14 protein-coding genes and 1 pseudogene are annotated in these 15,194 nt (G+C 70.2%); 10 read left to right on the top strand and 5 right to left on the bottom strand.

Features of this window, described 5'->3' with window-relative positions; translation table 11 throughout:
• Position 1 precedes the first annotated feature (1 nt).
• The gene (locus tag ACQ3HE_RS12895; RefSeq protein ID WP_430893071.1) at positions 2-1,444 is read right to left on the bottom strand and encodes an alpha/beta hydrolase family protein; all 1,443 of its coding nucleotides are present in this window, start codon (positions 1,442-1,444) and stop codon (positions 2-4) included.
• Between the two features lie 478 nt (positions 1,445-1,922).
• Between ACQ3HE_RS12895 and ACQ3HE_RS12890 the strand changes: the two genes are divergently transcribed.
• Positions 1,923-2,450 (top strand): low molecular weight protein-tyrosine-phosphatase, encoded by a 528-nt coding sequence (locus tag ACQ3HE_RS12890; protein ID WP_079704175.1) that lies wholly within the window; start codon positions 1,923-1,925, stop codon positions 2,448-2,450.
• On the top strand, positions 2,447-3,829 hold the full coding sequence (gene purB, locus ACQ3HE_RS12885; RefSeq protein WP_430893070.1) for an adenylosuccinate lyase: 1,383 nt from the start codon (positions 2,447-2,449) through the stop codon (positions 3,827-3,829). The genes ACQ3HE_RS12890 and purB overlap by 4 nt, the downstream gene beginning before the upstream one ends.
• A gap of 173 nt (positions 3,830-4,002) precedes the next feature.
• Here purB and ACQ3HE_RS12880 read toward each other — a convergent pair whose 3' ends face one another.
• The 3 genes from ACQ3HE_RS12880 to ACQ3HE_RS12870 all read right to left on the bottom strand — a co-directional run bounded on the left by ACQ3HE_RS12880 (position 4,003) and on the right by ACQ3HE_RS12870 (position 6,051).
• Positions 4,003-4,269, bottom strand: coding sequence for a hypothetical protein (locus tag ACQ3HE_RS12880; protein WP_056010480.1), 267 nt, complete (start codon positions 4,267-4,269; stop codon positions 4,003-4,005).
• Positions 4,266-4,925 (bottom strand): hypothetical protein, encoded by a 660-nt coding sequence (locus ACQ3HE_RS12875; protein ID WP_192003894.1) that lies wholly within the window; start codon positions 4,923-4,925, stop codon positions 4,266-4,268. The genes ACQ3HE_RS12880 and ACQ3HE_RS12875 overlap by 4 nt, the downstream gene beginning before the upstream one ends.
• A gap of 70 nt (positions 4,926-4,995) precedes the next feature.
• The gene (locus ACQ3HE_RS12870) at positions 4,996-6,051 is read right to left on the bottom strand and encodes an NAD(P)H-dependent flavin oxidoreductase (RefSeq protein ID WP_430893069.1); all 1,056 of its coding nucleotides are present in this window, start codon (positions 6,049-6,051) and stop codon (positions 4,996-4,998) included.
• Positions 6,052-6,175: 124 nt separating this feature from the next.
• Between ACQ3HE_RS12870 and ACQ3HE_RS12865 the strand changes: the two genes are divergently transcribed.
• The 7 genes from ACQ3HE_RS12865 to ACQ3HE_RS12835 all read left to right on the top strand — a co-directional run bounded on the left by ACQ3HE_RS12865 (position 6,176) and on the right by ACQ3HE_RS12835 (position 13,594).
• Entirely contained in the window at positions 6,176-6,955 is a 780-nt protein-coding gene (locus tag ACQ3HE_RS12865) for a carbon-nitrogen hydrolase family protein (protein WP_430893068.1), read from the top strand.
• Between the two features lie 61 nt (positions 6,956-7,016).
• Complete coding sequence (locus tag ACQ3HE_RS12860; RefSeq protein ID WP_430893067.1) at positions 7,017-8,483, top strand: APC family permease; 1,467 nt, start codon at positions 7,017-7,019, stop codon at positions 8,481-8,483.
• A 41-nt stretch (positions 8,484-8,524) separates the two neighbouring features.
• A complete protein-coding gene (locus ACQ3HE_RS12855) occupies positions 8,525-9,265 on the top strand; it encodes a FadR/GntR family transcriptional regulator (protein ID WP_430893066.1) in 741 nt (246 codons plus the stop codon).
• Between the two features lie 90 nt (positions 9,266-9,355).
• The gene (locus ACQ3HE_RS12850; protein WP_430893065.1) at positions 9,356-10,300 is read left to right on the top strand and encodes a hypothetical protein; all 945 of its coding nucleotides are present in this window, start codon (positions 9,356-9,358) and stop codon (positions 10,298-10,300) included.
• 124 nt (positions 10,301-10,424) lie between these two features.
• The gene (locus ACQ3HE_RS12845; protein WP_430893064.1) at positions 10,425-12,059 is read left to right on the top strand and encodes a MinD/ParA family ATP-binding protein; all 1,635 of its coding nucleotides are present in this window, start codon (positions 10,425-10,427) and stop codon (positions 12,057-12,059) included.
• Between the two features lie 7 nt (positions 12,060-12,066).
• Entirely contained in the window at positions 12,067-12,927 is an 861-nt protein-coding gene (locus tag ACQ3HE_RS12840; protein ID WP_159876321.1) for a helix-turn-helix transcriptional regulator, read from the top strand.
• A 97-nt stretch (positions 12,928-13,024) separates the two neighbouring features.
• Complete coding sequence (locus ACQ3HE_RS12835; RefSeq protein WP_159876324.1) at positions 13,025-13,594, top strand: MmyB family transcriptional regulator; 570 nt, start codon at positions 13,025-13,027, stop codon at positions 13,592-13,594.
• A gap of 38 nt (positions 13,595-13,632) precedes the next feature.
• Here the strand turns inward: ACQ3HE_RS12835 and ACQ3HE_RS12830 are convergent.
• Positions 13,633-14,454 (bottom strand): annotated as a pseudogene (locus tag ACQ3HE_RS12830) (helix-turn-helix transcriptional regulator); the annotation flags it as partial.
• A 184-nt stretch (positions 14,455-14,638) separates the two neighbouring features.
• Here ACQ3HE_RS12830 and ACQ3HE_RS12825 point away from each other — a divergent pair.
• Positions 14,639-15,184, top strand: coding sequence for an MmyB family transcriptional regulator (locus tag ACQ3HE_RS12825; protein WP_430893063.1), 546 nt, complete (start codon positions 14,639-14,641; stop codon positions 15,182-15,184).
• Positions 15,185-15,194 lie beyond the last annotated feature (10 nt).

Raw genomic sequence — 15,194 nt, 5'->3', positions numbered from 1 at the left:
GTCACGGGAGGACCTTGTCGGCCCGGTACTGCCAGACCTCCCCGGTGCCGGTGAGCCCGGCGAGGGGGTCGATCGCTGGCGTGAGCCGCTCCTCCGAGGACTTGTCGATGAGGCGCGCCGTCTCCCGGTAACGGTCGAGATTGTGAGCCGGAAGGGGATCGTCACCGGCCGGCGGTGGTCCTCCGTCGTACAACGAACGCTGGACGACAGTACCCCCGTTGAGTGAGTCGCGTCGTTCACCGGAGAGCGCGGGGATGACGTCCTCGGTGTGTTCGACATGGGTGCGCGGGAGGTCGTCCGCGAAGTCGACCGATTCGACCGGCGATCCGAAGGTGACGACCGAGGAGTCGTAGGTACCGCTGGCAGCGATGCGGGACGCGATGATGCCGCCCTGGGAGTACCCGACGTGGAGCACGGAGGCGCCGTCCGGGATACCCGCGAGTCGCATGGCTTGGAGGGTCGCTTCGGCGCTCTCCGCCTCCAGACCTGCGACCGCGTTGACATTGCTGCGGTTGTCGAAGGGCTCGGTCGACGTCTCAGGGAACCCGGTCTCGATGGTTCCACCCGACCAGACGATCCACTGGTCGGCGCCGGAGGCGTCCTCGTACCGCTCGATCCTGATCTGCGGGGAGCCCGCTCCCCCGTGCGGCATCCGCTCGACGAGGTCCTCGTACCGGGTCGGAGGTTTCAGGGGCGCCGGAGCGCCCTGGGCCTTCACCTCGACCGTGCGGACCGGCGCCGCGGGAGTGAGGAGGCCGGCACGGTCGACTCCGCGCAGTGCGACCGCGGCCGCGAACGCCACCCCGGTGATGCCCTCCTCGCTCAGACGGTTCGCGTCGAGCATCGCCGGCAGACCGAACGCGCTGATCATGAACTCGTCGGAACCCGATACGACTCCGCGCACGAGGGCGACGAACGCGGGTGACGACATCAGCTCACGCGCAGTCTTCGCCGAGACCTCATCGAAGCCGTCCTGCAGGTCCGAGGACAGCAACCCCAACACTCCGCGGAACACGGTCCTGATGAGCGTCACCTCTCCAACGGCGGCGAGGACACCGAGCGGGATCAATGGGGAGGCTCCCAGGACCCATCCCGCGGCGCCCCCGGTGAACGTGAACAACGATTGGACCATCCGCTCGAGCTCTCCGTATTGCTCCGCCCCGACGATGAGATGCCCGCCCAACCGGCTCGCGTCGTCGCTCGCACGCCGCAAGCTGGTGGCGGCCTTCGCAGCCGCCCCGCTTCCCGCCCCCGCATCGGCTTGGGGAACGATCGTCGGGCCGACGGGCACCAGGGACACGTCGTCGGTCGACACCGATTCCACGCGGTCGGCCCAGCTCGCGCAGGCCTCGCCGAGTTCGAGGAGCAACGCGCCGAGGAGCAGGTGATCCTCAGTGGCGACGGCTACGACGCCTCCTCCTCGGATGGTGAGGTCGTCGCTCATCTTCCACTCCCGTCGGCGATCGACGATGCCGCCCCACGAGCGCTTCGGAGTCCCTCATCGAGTGCAGAGGCCGATTGACGAAGCACTGCGGTCAGTTCGTCCGCGGACCAGGAGAACTGCACGGCTGCTGGACCGACCCACTCGAGACCGCTGCGCGCTTGCGCGAACCTGAGGATCTCCGGCTCCAGTTCGAGCAGGACGTCCTCGAGACATCGAGCGCGCCCCTCGAGTATCGAGGCAACCTCCTCTGCCGTCGACTGCGACGGGAAGCCCATCGCCAACGGGTCGTACTCCAACGCCATGTCCCCTCGCCCTCCGCCCGCCCACCGCCGGCATCACGCTCGACTCTGCCCAACCGGCGGAGCGGTCACGACGGCACACCGTGCTGATGTGGAGGAAGCTGACCGGAGTGGAGCTGTGGAGCGGAGTCAGCTGAGAACGGTTCGACGGCTCGGGCGCGGTCGGCCAGAATAGACGCATGAACACCCTCGGGGAGGCCGACCCCGGCACGACCCCGTTCCGCGTGTGCTTCGTCTGCGCGGGCAACATCTGTCGATCCCCGATGGCCGAGAGCGTCTTCACCGACCTCGTCGCGGCCGCCGGGCTGGAGCGGGTCGTGGAGGTCTCCTCCGCCGGCACCGGCGACTGGCACGTCGGCGAGCACGCCGACCACCGCACGGTCACCGCGCTGCGAGCGCACGGCCACGACGCCACCGCCCACCGGGCCAAGCAGTTCGACCCCGACCGCTTCGACAGCTACGACCTCGTCGTCGCCCTCGACCGCAGTCACGAACGCATCCTGCGGGCCTGGGCGGGCAACGACGCCGACCGCTCCAAGGTGCACCTGCTCCTGAGCTTCGACAGCACCTCCGGGACCCGCGACGTACCCGACCCCTATTACTCGGACGCCCAGATGTTCGAGACCGTCCTCGGCATGATCGACCATGCCTGCAGATCCCTCTTCCACCAGCTCGAACCAGCACTGACCCAGGGAGCCACCCCATGACCGAATTCCCCGCCCAGCCGCTCAGCCCGCTCGACGGTCGCTACCGCCCCGCCGTGACGGCGCTCGGAGAGTACCTCTCGGAGGCCGGCCTGAACCGCGCCCGCGTGCAGGTCGAGGTCGAGTGGCTCGTCTACCTCACCGAGCACTCCATGTTCGGCTCCTCCCCGCTCACCCCGGCGGAGATCGAGCAGCTCCGCGCGCTCTACCTCGACTTCGGCCAGGCCGACATCGACTGGCTCGCCGAGAAGGAGGCCGTCACGCGTCACGATGTGAAGGCCGTCGAATACCTCGTGCGCCACCGCCTGTCCGAGCTCGGTCTCGACCGCATCGCCGAACTCACCCACATCGCCTGCACGAGCGAGGACATCAACAACCTCTCCTACGCGCTCACCGTGTCGCAGGCCGTCCGCGCCATCTGGCTGCCGAAGCTGCGACTCGTCCTCGACTCCCTGCGCACCAAGGCCGTCGACTTCCGGGCCGTCCCGATGCTCGCCCACACGCACGGCCAGCCGGCGACGCCCACCACGATGGGCCGCGAGCTCGCCGTCACCGTCTACCGACTCGAGCGCATCGCCCTCCAGATCGAGGCGAACGAGTACCTCGGCAAGTTCTCCGGCGCGACCGGCACCTTCGCCGCCCATGTCGTCGCCGATCCCGATGCGGACTGGCCCGCCATCTCGCGCGAGTTCGTCGAAGGACTCGGCCTCGACTGGAACCCGCTGACGACGCAGATCGAGTCGCACGACTGGCAGGCGGAGCTCTACGGCAAGATCTCCCACGCCAACCGCGTGCTGCACAACCTCGCCACGGACATGTGGACGTACATCTCCATCGGCTACTTCCGGCAGATCCCGGTCGCCGGCGCCACCGGCTCGTCGACCATGCCGCACAAGGTCAACCCGATCCGCTTCGAGAACGCCGAGGCCAACCTGGAGCTGTCGAGCGCGATCCTCGACTCCCTCGCCGCCACCCTCGTCACCTCGCGACTCCAGCGCGACCTCACCGACTCGAGCGCCCAGCGCAACATCGGTGTCGGGTTCGGCCACTCGCTGCTCGCCCTCGACAACATCCTCGGCGGCCTCGGACAGATCGACCTCGCGGAGGACGTGCTCGCCGCGGACCTCGACCACAACTGGGAGGTGCTCGCGGAGGCCATCCAGACGGTCATCCGCGCCGAGGTGACCGCCGGTCGCTCGAGCATCGAGGACCCCTACGCGCTCCTCAAGGAGCTCACGCGCGGCAAGCGTCTCGGGCAGGCGGAGCTCGTCGAGTTCGTCTCCAAGCTCGACATCGGCGACGCCGCGAAGCAGCGCCTGCTCGAGCTCACCCCGGCGACGTACCTCGGGCTCTCCGACGACCTGGTGGACTACCTGCCGTAGGTCGCCCATCGACAGGCTCGGGGAACGGGAGACCGGTCACCGAGCCTGTCGGCGTGCGCCCTTCGACAAGCTCAGGGACCGGAAGGAACGCTCAGGGACCGGAGGGAACGCGCGGGACCCGGCAAGACGCCGAAGGACCGGAGGGAGCGCCCAGGGCCGGAGGGACGAGACGGTCAGTGGCCGGAGGGGCGCGGCGGACGCTTGTCGTCGCCGTCCTGCTCGTCGAGGTCGAGCTTCTCCTGGAAGTCGGGCTTCACGGCGAGCGCCAGCATCGCGAGGACGACGAGCGAGGCGATGAACGCGATGCCCAGGCCGATGAGCGACAGGACGATCTCGCGGGTCGACATCAGGACGACGACGCCGGTGAAGACCCCCATGACGCCCGAGAGCACGAGGAGCTCGATCGGCCGCAGGACGTCGTCGCGGTTGGGCTTGCTCATGATGCGGCTCCAGCCGTGCCGGTGGTGTCGTCGGTGGCTGCGCCGGTGACCGGGCGCTTGCCCGCCCACCGCAGCGACAGTCCGCCGATGACGAGGTAGACGCCGATGATCGCGGCGTATGCTCCGACGAGGCCGACGACGACGATGTCCGCACGGAGGACACCCTCGACACCTCCCGGGGCGGCGAATCGCTGCTCGAGTCCGGGCGGGACGAGGAGCGTCGCGATGGCGAGCAGCACCGTGAAGGCACCGACCGCGGTCCAGTCCTTCGCCGCGGCGAGGCGTCCGCGCCAGCGGATCCCGCTGTACAGCTCGAGGAATCCAGTGAGGGCCGCCCACAGGGTGACGACGTAGAGGAAGATGCTCAGCCCGCCGCCGCTCACGAGCAGCGAGAAGACGCCGGTCACGACGCCGATGACGCCCTGGCCGAGGAAGAACGCGCGCGTCACGGTGTCGGAGAAGTTCGGGAAGGCGAAGGCGCCGACGATCGCGCCGGACAGCAGCGTGAAGACCCCGAAGACCACGAGGCCGAACTGCGAGGAGTGGCCCTGCGTGAAGGTGACGACCCCCGCCGTGGCGAGCGCGATCACCGCACGCAGGATCGGGACCATCCAGTACCGATCGTGCTTGGCGCCGTCGAACGGAATGCTGGGCACGGTGAACGTCTCATCTCTTGCAGGAAGTCCCCTCCAGCTTACGCGGTCCTGCGGGCGACGCGGACCGGGGTCAGGGCGCCCTGGGTGGGACCGACAGGCCCGCGGCGAGTTCCGCGAAGACGGACTCGGCATCGGCCCGATCGCGGGTCAGCAGTGACGCCTGCCCTGCCCAGAAGCCCTGGAGGTCCGCGACGCCCCGCTCGGAGGCGACGGTGCGGAACCGCCCGGTCAGCCAGTTCTGGACCGGGAACGGGGCGACGACCCCCGATGCCTCGATCTCGCGCAAGACCCGGTTCGGGACACCCCGGCCGAGCCTGCCACTCATTGCGCGCGTGAGGACGGTACCGTCGGCGGGCGTCGAGACGATGGCCGCGCGATGCTCGGCCGTCGCCGCGGAGACGCTCGTGCGGAGGAAGGCGGTCCCGACCTGCACGCCGGCGGCACCGAGTGCCCGTGCGGCGGCGACACCACGTCGGTCGGCGATGCCGCCGGCGGCGATCACCGGAACGTCCAAAGCGTCGACGAGCTGCGGGATCAGGGCGACCAGGCCGACGAGGGAGTCCTCGGCTGCTCGCAGGAACGAGACGCGGTGGCCGCCGGCCTCCATGCCCGTGCCGACGACCACGTCGACCCCGCCCTCCTGCAGGGCGAGTCCCTCGGCCACCGTGGTCGCCGTCCCGACCACGACGATGCCCCGGTCGTGCGCCGCGTCGACCACCGGCCGCGGCGGAACCCCGAAGACGAAGCTGACCACGGCGGGCCGCGCCTCCAGGACCGCCTCGATCTGCTCGTCGAACGGCGGCACGTACCGGGCCGGGCGCACCGGCAGCTCGAGGGACAACTCGTCGAACACGGGTCGGAGCGCCTCGACCGCTCCTGCGAAGGACGCCTCGGAGTCGTCGGGCGACGACTCGTCGCCACGCGGCAGCCACAGGTTCAGGGCGAAGGGCGCCGCGGTCCGCTCGCGGAGGGCCGTGACCGTCCGCTCGATGCGCTCGACGTCGTAGCCGTACAGACCGAAGGAGCCGAGGCCGCCCAGCTCGCTCACCGTCGCGGTGAGTTCGACGGAGGACAGGCCTCCGAAGGGGCCGAGCACGATCGGGACGTCGACAGGAAGGGCACGCACGCCACCAGTATGTCCCGCCCCTCTTGCGGGCGAAACCGGATCGAAACATGATGGACATCAAACAGCTCAGTTTGAGCTGTTTACTGAGTGCATCGACGCACGCCCACCGAGGAGCTCCACCGCCATGACCCTGACCATCGCCGGACTGCAGCACCACGGCGTCCCTGGAGACGTCGAGGCGAACCTCGCGCTCGTCGCCGACGCCGCCAGACAGGCGTCGGATCGCGGCGCGGATCTGCTCGTCACCCCCGAGATGTTCATCACCGGCTACAACCTCGGAGACCGCCTCGCCCCGCTCGCCACCCCGGAGCTGGTCGACCGGGTCGCCGCCATCGCCGGCGAGACCGGGATCGCGATCCTCGCCGGACTCCCCGAACCGCTCCCCGGCGGAGCCGTCGCGAACGCCCTCGTCCTCGTCGGTCCCGACGGGACGGAGCTGCTCCGGTACCGCAAGACGCACCTGTTCGGCGAGCTCGACCGACAGCTCTTCGTGGCCGGCGACACTCTCGCACCGACCGTCGACCTGGGCGGCGTCCGCGTCGCCGTCCTCATCTGTTACGACGTCGAGTTCCCCGAGACCGTCCGCGCCGCGGCCCTCGACGGCGCCGACGTCGTGATCGTCCCCACCGCGCAGATGGAGCCCTACGCGCACATCGCCGAGCGGCTCATCCCGGTGCGCGCCTGGGAGAACCAGGTCCACCTCGTCTACGTCAACCGCGTCGGCTCCGAAGGGGACCTCACCTACGTCGGCCGCAGCAGCATCGTCGGCCCGGACGGCGTGGTCCTCGACGCGCTCGACGGGGACGCCGTCGGTCTCATGATCGCCACGATCGATCCCGAGGCCACCAAGCGCGCCAGGCAGGAGAACCCCTACCTCGCCGACCGCCGCGCCGAGCTGTATTGAAGGATCCCGTCCTTCCTCCCCTCCCCCTCCGAGTCCCCCGACTCTCCTGGAAAGTGACCTCATGACCGTGAACCCCATCGCCGAGCCGCGTCAGCGCCTCGACGGCCAGCTCGGTACCGGCTCCATCGTCTTCATGGTGATCGCCGCCGCCGCACCACTCACCGTGATCGGCGGCAACGTCCCCATCGCGATCGGCACCGGGAACGGCGCCGGAGCCCCGATCGGCTTCGCCCTCGCCGCCGTGATCCTCCTCGTCTTCTCCGTCGGCTTCGTCACCATGACGCCGTTCGTCCGCGAAGCCGGCGCGTTCTTCTCCTATGTGACGGCCGGACTCGGCTCGCGCCTCGGTCTGGGTTCCGCCTTCACCGCACTCGTGGCCTACACCGCGATCCAAGTGGGCGTGTACGGCTACATGGGGTGGGCGCTCGACGACCTCGTCACGTACTTCGGCGGCCCGAGCCTGCCCTGGTGGCTGTACTCCTTCGCGACGATGGCGATCGTGGCCGTGCTCGGCTACCGGCACATCGACCTGAGCGCGAAGGTGCTGGGCATCGCGCTGACGCTCGAGATCCTCGTGGTCGTCGTGCTCGACGTCGTCATCTTCGCGACCGGCGGCGCGGACGGCATCGCGGTCGAGACCTTCGACCCCGCCAACATCTTCACCGGTGGGATCGGCGTCGCCGTGCTCTTCGCCCTCACCGGCTTCATCGGGTTCGAGGCGACCGCGGTCTTCCGGGACGAGGCGCGCAACCCGGAACGCACCATCCCGCGAGCCACATACCTGGCCGTCGTCATCATCGGCGTGTTCTACGCCATCTCCTGCTGGGCGCTCGTGACGGGCGTCGGCGCAGGGAACGCCGTCGCTGTCGCCCAGCAGACGCTCGCCGGCGAGGGCAACCTCCTGCTCGACACGACGACGACCTACCTCGGCCCGATCATGCGCGACGTCGTCCAGGTGCTGCTCATCACGAGCCTGTTCGCGTGCGTGCTGTCCTTCCACAACGTCATCGCGCGCTATCAGTTCACGCTGGCGCAGAAGTCGGTGCTGCCCACCCGCCTCGGCCGGCGTCACCCCGCACACCACTCCCCGTCGACCTCCTCGATCGTGCAGACGGTGACGGCGGCCATCGTCCTCGCCGGGCTCGCCCTCGCCGGCCTCGACCCGCTCGTCGGGGTCTTCGGATCCATGGCCGGGGTGGCGACCGTCGGGATGGTGCTGCTCATGCTGACGACCTCGATCGCCGTCCTCGTGTTCTTCGCGCGCCGACCCGAGCTGGTCCCCGGTCGCACGTGGGGTGCGCGGGTGTTCCCGATCCTCGCGGTGGTCGGACTCGCGTTCGCGCTGTGGCTCGTGCTGTCGAACTTCACACTCGTCACCGGCGGAAGCGTCACCGTGAGTGTCGTGCTCGCCCTCATCCCCGTGGTCGCCATGCTGATCGGTATCGTGTTGGGGAAGCGGTTCCCCCTGGACGCCGAGCCGGACGGCGCGGTGAGCGAGGCGACCGCCGACCAACCGACGGCCGGCTGAACCAGGGTCGCGGAGTCGATCGGCGACGAGACGAGGGTGCCATGGATCTGGGTTCGCCCTCGCTCGGAGCGATCCGCCGCACGACCGCCGTCGACACCGTCCGCGCACGCATCTCGCTGGCGCTGGAGCTCGGGATGCTGGTGCCCGGCCAACGGCTCCCGGCACCCGAGGAAGCGGCTCGAGCGTTCGGGGTCAGTGAGATGTCGGTGCGGCGCGCGTATCGGGCGTTGAGCGACGAGGGCGTCGTCGTCCGCCGGCAGGGCAACACGGGCGGCACGTTCATCGCGGATGCGCCCGCGGTGGGCACCGTGCCCGAGATTGCCGCCTACCGCGAGGACGCCGTCCACGTGCACGCGCTCATCGACCAGCGCGCGACGCTCGAAGCCGGGCTGGCGGCGCGGGCTGCCGCTGCACCGGAGGCGCCGTCGCTGCGTCGACTCGACGACCTCGTGGCGACCATGCGGACCGAGCCGGACTGGAGCCGGTTCCGCGAGGCCGACGCTGCGTTCCACGCCGAGCTGGCGGTGTCGGCAGGCGTGCCGGGCGCGGCCGACCTCCATGACCGCGTGTCCCGCGAGCTGTACTCCTACTTCATCCCCTACCGGATCGAGTACCTGCGCGCGTCGAACGAGGAGCACGCCCAGCTCGTCGACGCCCTCCGCGTCGGCGATGCGGCAGCAGCGAGTCGCCTCGCCTTCGACCACGTCGCGGAGCTCCACCGCTCGATGTACGTCGGCCTCGCCGGCCCTGGACCGATCGAGAGTGCGCAATCCGCTCTCTGAACCGCTCGGCAACGACCGAACGCGCACTCTCGGTGGGCGTTCTGTGGAGAGCGACAGCGAGCGTCCGAGTGAGGTCGGCACGATGGGTCGATGTCCCGCCATCGCCCGCTCCCGCCACGGCTCCGCGGCACGGCGTTCGCGGTCGGCGACCGCGCGCTGCACGGCGAGACGAACGGGAGACTGCGCGGCAGTGATCTCGAGGCACCGTTCTGGGGTGTGCGCTCGGTCGACGTCGACCTGGGTAACGTCTTCGGGCGCTGCGCGGCGTTCTCCCCTCGGCTCCGACCAGGGTGGGTCTTCAGCCATCTCACTGCGGCGGCGCTCCTCGGCGCCCCGCTTCCGAACTCCTGCACGCACGCCACGGACCTCCACATCGGCGCGCTCCACGGAGTGCAACCTGCGCGTGGCCGAGGCGTCGTCGGTCACCGGCTTGCCGAGGCGACCCGCACGACACAGGTCCGAGGCTTCACCCTCACCGCCCCAGCCGACACGTTCGCGCTCTTGGCGACGATGCTCGAGCTGCCCGACCTCGTCGCTGTCGGCGACTTCCTCGTATCGGGGTCGCGATCTCGAGGCGGCTCGCGTGTCGACATACACACGACGATCGACGAGCTCACTGCTGCTGTAACCGCCTACGGCTCCCGTCGGTCGGCTCGGCTTCTCCGCGCTGCCCTGCCACTCGTCCGTATCGGCGTCGACTCCCGTCCCGAGACACACTTACGACTCGCGCTCATCGACGCGGGCATCCCCGAGCCGAGCGTCAATCCACCCGTGCAGGTGGACGGGGGCACCGCGGTGCTCCATCCGGATCTCGCCGAACCGCGCCTCCGCATCGCGTCTGAATACGAAGGCGACCTGCACCGCACCGACCAGCAGCGATTTCGAACCGACATCGTTCGCAGGGAGCGGTTCGAGGCGGCCGGGTGGCGGGTCGTCCGCGTCACTGCGCACGACCTCTTCGTCGACCGCGCATCATTCATCGCTCGGGTCCGGCGTCTTCGGAGGCTCGTCGAAAGTGCTCATTCCGCTCGCTGATGCCGCCTGAGAGCGCAGAACGAGCACTCTCGGCGAGGCGTCACGGCTGGGGCCGGAAATCCGACATGCGCCGTACTAAGGCATAGTGGGGACGGGTTCACCCCCGCCGCGAAGGAGTGAGAGCATGATCGACAAGGCCTCGATACAGGACTTCCCGCCGATGACGGCATCGCTGCTGGCGGACAATTCCGGCGTGTTCCGCGTCGGCACCGCCGAGCAGTACCTGACCGCCACCGACGCGGGAACGGCCCGCCGCCAGCTCGTCGAACTGATGCAGGCGGAGGCCCGGAAGTCGGGTCGACCGATCCGCGTGACGGTGACCGACCCGACGAGCGTCACCGTGCTCCTCATCGGTGTCGACGGCGAACTGCAGGAGGAACCGCAGTCCGCAGCGCCCGCGCGCACCGCACAACGGACCACGCCACCGCCCGCACCGGCGCAACGGGTGCCGCTCATCCAGGCGCCACCGCCCGCGCCCTCCCAGCCGGCACCCGCACGCCCGGCCGCTGCTCAGCGGCAGACACCGCCCCGCGCCACCCCCGCCCAGCCGTCGACACCTGCGCCGGTTCCGGCGCAGCCCACGCCGCCGGTCTCCGCCAACCCGCAGGCGACCGCGACGCCACAGCCCGTCCCGCCGCAGCGCCCGACCGTGCAGCAGCCCGCGTTCGGCACACCGCCGTTCCAGCCGGTCTCGAACCAGCCGAACGCGCAGCAACCGGTGCCGTCGCAGCGGGCGGTCCCGGTCCAGCAGTCGGTGCAGGCACCGCCGGCCGCGCCCGCGCAGCAGCAGCACCCGGTCCCACAGCAGCAGCAGCAGGCTCCGGGCCAGCCGGCCGCCACGGCTCGACGAGACCTGCGCGATGCACCCTCGTTCCTCGCGCCGCCCACGATCGGCCCGGCGCAGCACGGACTCGCCGGCCTGCTCAACAAGCTCGGCTTCTCGGTGCCGCCGTCCGCGAGCGAGCGCGCCGAGCGTGACGACGTCCACGCCGTGTCACGCCACTTCCCGAGGCGTCGCACCATCTCCGTCGCGAACCAGAAGGGCGGCGCCAACAAGACGCCGACCGTCGTCAATCTGTCGTCCGTCTTCGCCCGGTACGGCGGTGGCGGTGTCGCGGCCTGGGACAACAACGAGACCATGGGCACGCTCGGCTGGCGGACCGAACAGGGCGGCCATGATTCGACCGTCCTCGACCTCCTCGCCGCGGCGGGCGACCTCCTCTCCCCCGGTGCCGAGCGAGCCGACCTGTCTCGGTTCGTCCACCACCAACCGGGCGACAAGTACGAGGTCCTGCGATCCGCGGCCGACGGCGAGCACGTGGTGACCGCCGACGAGGTGGACCTCGTCCATCGCGTCCTCGCGAAGTACTACCGCCTGATCGTCATGGACTCGGGCAACTCGGCCGGTGCCCCCAACTGGCGCCGCATGGTGGAGCTGACCGACCAGCTCGTCATCCCGACCACGACCGTCGAGGACAAGAAGGAGGGCGCGCGACTCACCCTCACCGCCGTCAGCCGCGTGAGCGAGCGCGGTGCCGAGCTCGCGCGGAACGCCGTCGTCATCGTCTCCGAGGCCGAGGCCAAGGACACGTCGATCGCCAACGCGTACGCCGAGGACTTCCGACCCTACGTGCGCGACGTGGTCGTCGTCCCCTTCGATCCCGCCTTGAAGAACGGCGTCATCCGTCACGACGCCCTGCGGTCGAGCACGCAGCGGGCGTGGCTCGCAGCGGCAGCCGCGGTGTCGCGCGGACTCTGACCGGGCCATGACGCAGGGAGCATCGGAGACCGGCATCACGCGGGCGGCCGCGCTCGGCGACTACCTCAGGGCTCGTCGAGGACTGGTCCGACCGGAGGACGCGGGGTTCGTCCCGGAGGACGGGCGGCGGGTCGCCGGACTCCGACGCACCGAGGTGGCAGCCCTCGCGGACGTCAGCGCCGACTACTACCTCCGCCTCGAGCAGGGGCGGGATCAGCGCCCGTCCGAGGAGGTGCTGGCGGGCATCGGTCGGGCCCTTCGACTCGACGAGCACGCCGTGGACTACCTCTTCCGACTCGCCTACGACGTCGACCTCTTCCCGGCCGAGCGCCGACCGTTGGACGCCGGCACGCCCGCACCGGCCGGACGATCCGTCCCGGACACGACACTCCTCGACCACTGGTCGGACACCGGGGCGTACATCACCGACGGCAACCGGGACATCGTCGCGTCGAACGCGCTCGCTCGGCGCATCGGCGGTGGCCTCCTCGACGTCGGGCGGAACGACGTGCTCGGGTACTTCGACGATCGGGTGCGGTCCATCGCCCCGGAGTGGGAGGTGAGCGCCCCGGCCGTGGTCGCAGCGCTCCGCTACAGCAGCGATCCGAGCAGCCCTCGGTTGCAGACGATCGTCGAGGAGCTCACCGCTCGCAGCCCGCTGTTCGCCCGACTCTGGGCTCGCCATGACGCCCGTCCCCTCGCCGGCGGTCCACTTCGGGCCTCGATCGACGAGTTCGGGACCGTCGAGCTGCAGTATCAACACCTCCTTGTCCCCGACTGGCCCGGTCATCAGTTGACGACGGTCTTCGCAGAGCGCGGCTCCCCAGGGGCCGCGGTGCTCGCCTACCTCGCCGCCCGGGCCGACTGACCGCCATCAGGAGCGATGACCGGCGCACGCTGACCGGGGTGGGCCGGCGGGCACCAGAGGGCTAGCCGACGGCGGTCGCAGCGCCTACCGTGGACGCATGATCGCGAACGAGGGCGTGCGTGAGCGCCGGGACCGGATCAGGGACTTCATCGACTCGTGGCGAGAGGTACCCGTGGTCCTCTGCGACCGCACGCTGGACGTCCTCGAGGCGAATCCGGCGGCGGCACGCTTGACGCCGGCGTTCCACACCGGCGTCAACCTGGCGCGCTTCGCGTTCCTCTCCCCCGACCGGGTCGTCGGCGATCCGCTGTGGACCCGGATGTCCGAGACCACTGCGGAGCTCCTCAAGCGGTCGGTCGAGGAGCACGATACGGATCGTCCGGCGGCTCGGATCATCGGCGAACTCTCCGCGAAGTCGCGCGACTTCGCCCAGACCTGGGCCTCGGGCGACGGGCACTCCGGAACGTCGGGCCCCATCGTCTTCCCCACGCCGGCCGGTGAGGTCCGGATGGTCTACAACGTCTTGAACGCGCCCGGGCCCGAGGGCGATCTGCTGTTGGTCTTCGTCCCGTCGGGAGCATCGTCCCGGGCGCGGCTGAAGCGGCTGTCCGAGGCGGTCTCGCCGGACGAGCCCTCCACCTCGAGCGATCCGGTGCCCTCCCGTTGAAGCGCGTCCCGGGCTGCGAGGTAGGCGATCGCCGCCGCCGCAGCTGAGCCCGGCTCGTCGAAGAACACGGTGAGGAACTGGTCCGTGTGCGGGACCTCGAAGGTCTGCGACCGGAAGTCGACCCAGCCGAGGGGCTCGATGAACGTGCGTGTCCGCCGGGACATCTGCGGTTTGACGACATGTTCCGCCCAGATCGTCCGGAACACCGGGTGCCGTGCCGAGAGCATCCCGACGATCTCCTGGAGGCGCGGATCGTCCGGTCGGCCGTAGTAGCGGAGCGGGGCGGTGAGGTCGCGGAGGGTCCCCTCCCACTCCCGGTGCATGCGGTCGTACTCCGGTGCGTCGGGCGACGTGGCGCCTCGGAAGTCGGCGTACTGCTCGAAGGCCGAGACGAGCAGGTTGACCCCGGGATCGAGCATGCCCGGTGGCACCCACGCCCGCGCGAGCGCGTTCGCGGCGACGACGTACTGGTTGTCGTCGCTCACGTACGCGGGCGTACCGGACCAGTGTGCGAGGAGCCGGGCGACCCGGTCGTCGAGTTGCGTCGACCGGTCGTCGACCGCGCGCATGAACGGCCTCGGGCTCGCCAACCGGAGCAGGTATCGGCGTCCACTGTCGTCCAAAAGCAGGGCACGGGCGAGCCCGAGGAGGACCTGCTCCGACGGCCGCCGCACACGACCCTGCTCGATCCGCAGGTAGTACTCGGGGCTGATGCTCGCAAGGTGCGCGACCTCCTCGCGGCGCAGGCCCGGCACCCGTCGGGACGTGTCGGCGCCGATGCCGACCTGCTCTGGCCGCACGAACTCCCGGCGCGCGCGGAGGAACTCGCCGAGAGCATTCGAAAGCCGAGTTGGTGACATCGCCGCGTCCTCCGGAGAGCGAGTGGGATCGACGCCAATCCTCCCCTAGCAAGCTCGTCCGTATGCATCCTTCCGCGGCCGATCATGGGTCGTTTCTGGACATGTCGACCGACGATCGGTCGTTCGCTGAGCCTGACCCTGCGCGTCCCACCCGGTCGCCGCCCGACGTCACTATCGTGGTCGCATGGTTGAGCGCGGACCCGCCGATCGGCTCCCTCAGGACCTGGTCGATCTCGTCGACTCCTGGTCGACCGTCCCCGCGTTCGTCCAAGACCGCCACTTCACTGTGCTGCACGCCAACCACCTCGCCCAGGCGTTGTCGCAGGCCTTCCGTCCAGGAGCCAACCTGCTGCGCTCGACCTTCCTCCGCCCGGAGGTCCTTCGGGCGAGTCCCGATCCCGGCCTCGTCACCGAGCATGTGGTGGGCGAACTCCGGAGGTCGCTCGGCACCCACGAGTGGGATGCGGTCTTCGAGGGCCTCGTGGACGAACTCCGCTCCGGGAACAGCCGCTTCGCCGAGGCCTGGGCCGGGCTGGAGCCGGGCTTCCGACCCGATGCGGCCGAGTCGTTCACCTTCGACCGTCCGGATCTCGGGCGTCTCGAGCTGCGCTACCTCCAGTTGGAGGTCCCCGAACACTTCGGCGTGAGTCTCGTGGTCTGGCGAGCGTGCGACGAGGCTTCGGCACGGCTGCTCGCGGTCCTCGCCGGGCAGTCCCCCGACCGGACCTGACGAGCGGGCC

Origin of the sequence: Plantibacter auratus, from assembly GCF_050587365.1 — a bacterium.
Lineage (GTDB): Bacteria > Actinomycetota > Actinomycetes > Actinomycetales > Microbacteriaceae > Plantibacter > Plantibacter auratus.
The sequence above is the reverse complement of the archived record's forward strand: the minus strand, read 5'-3'. Positions and strand labels throughout refer to the sequence as shown.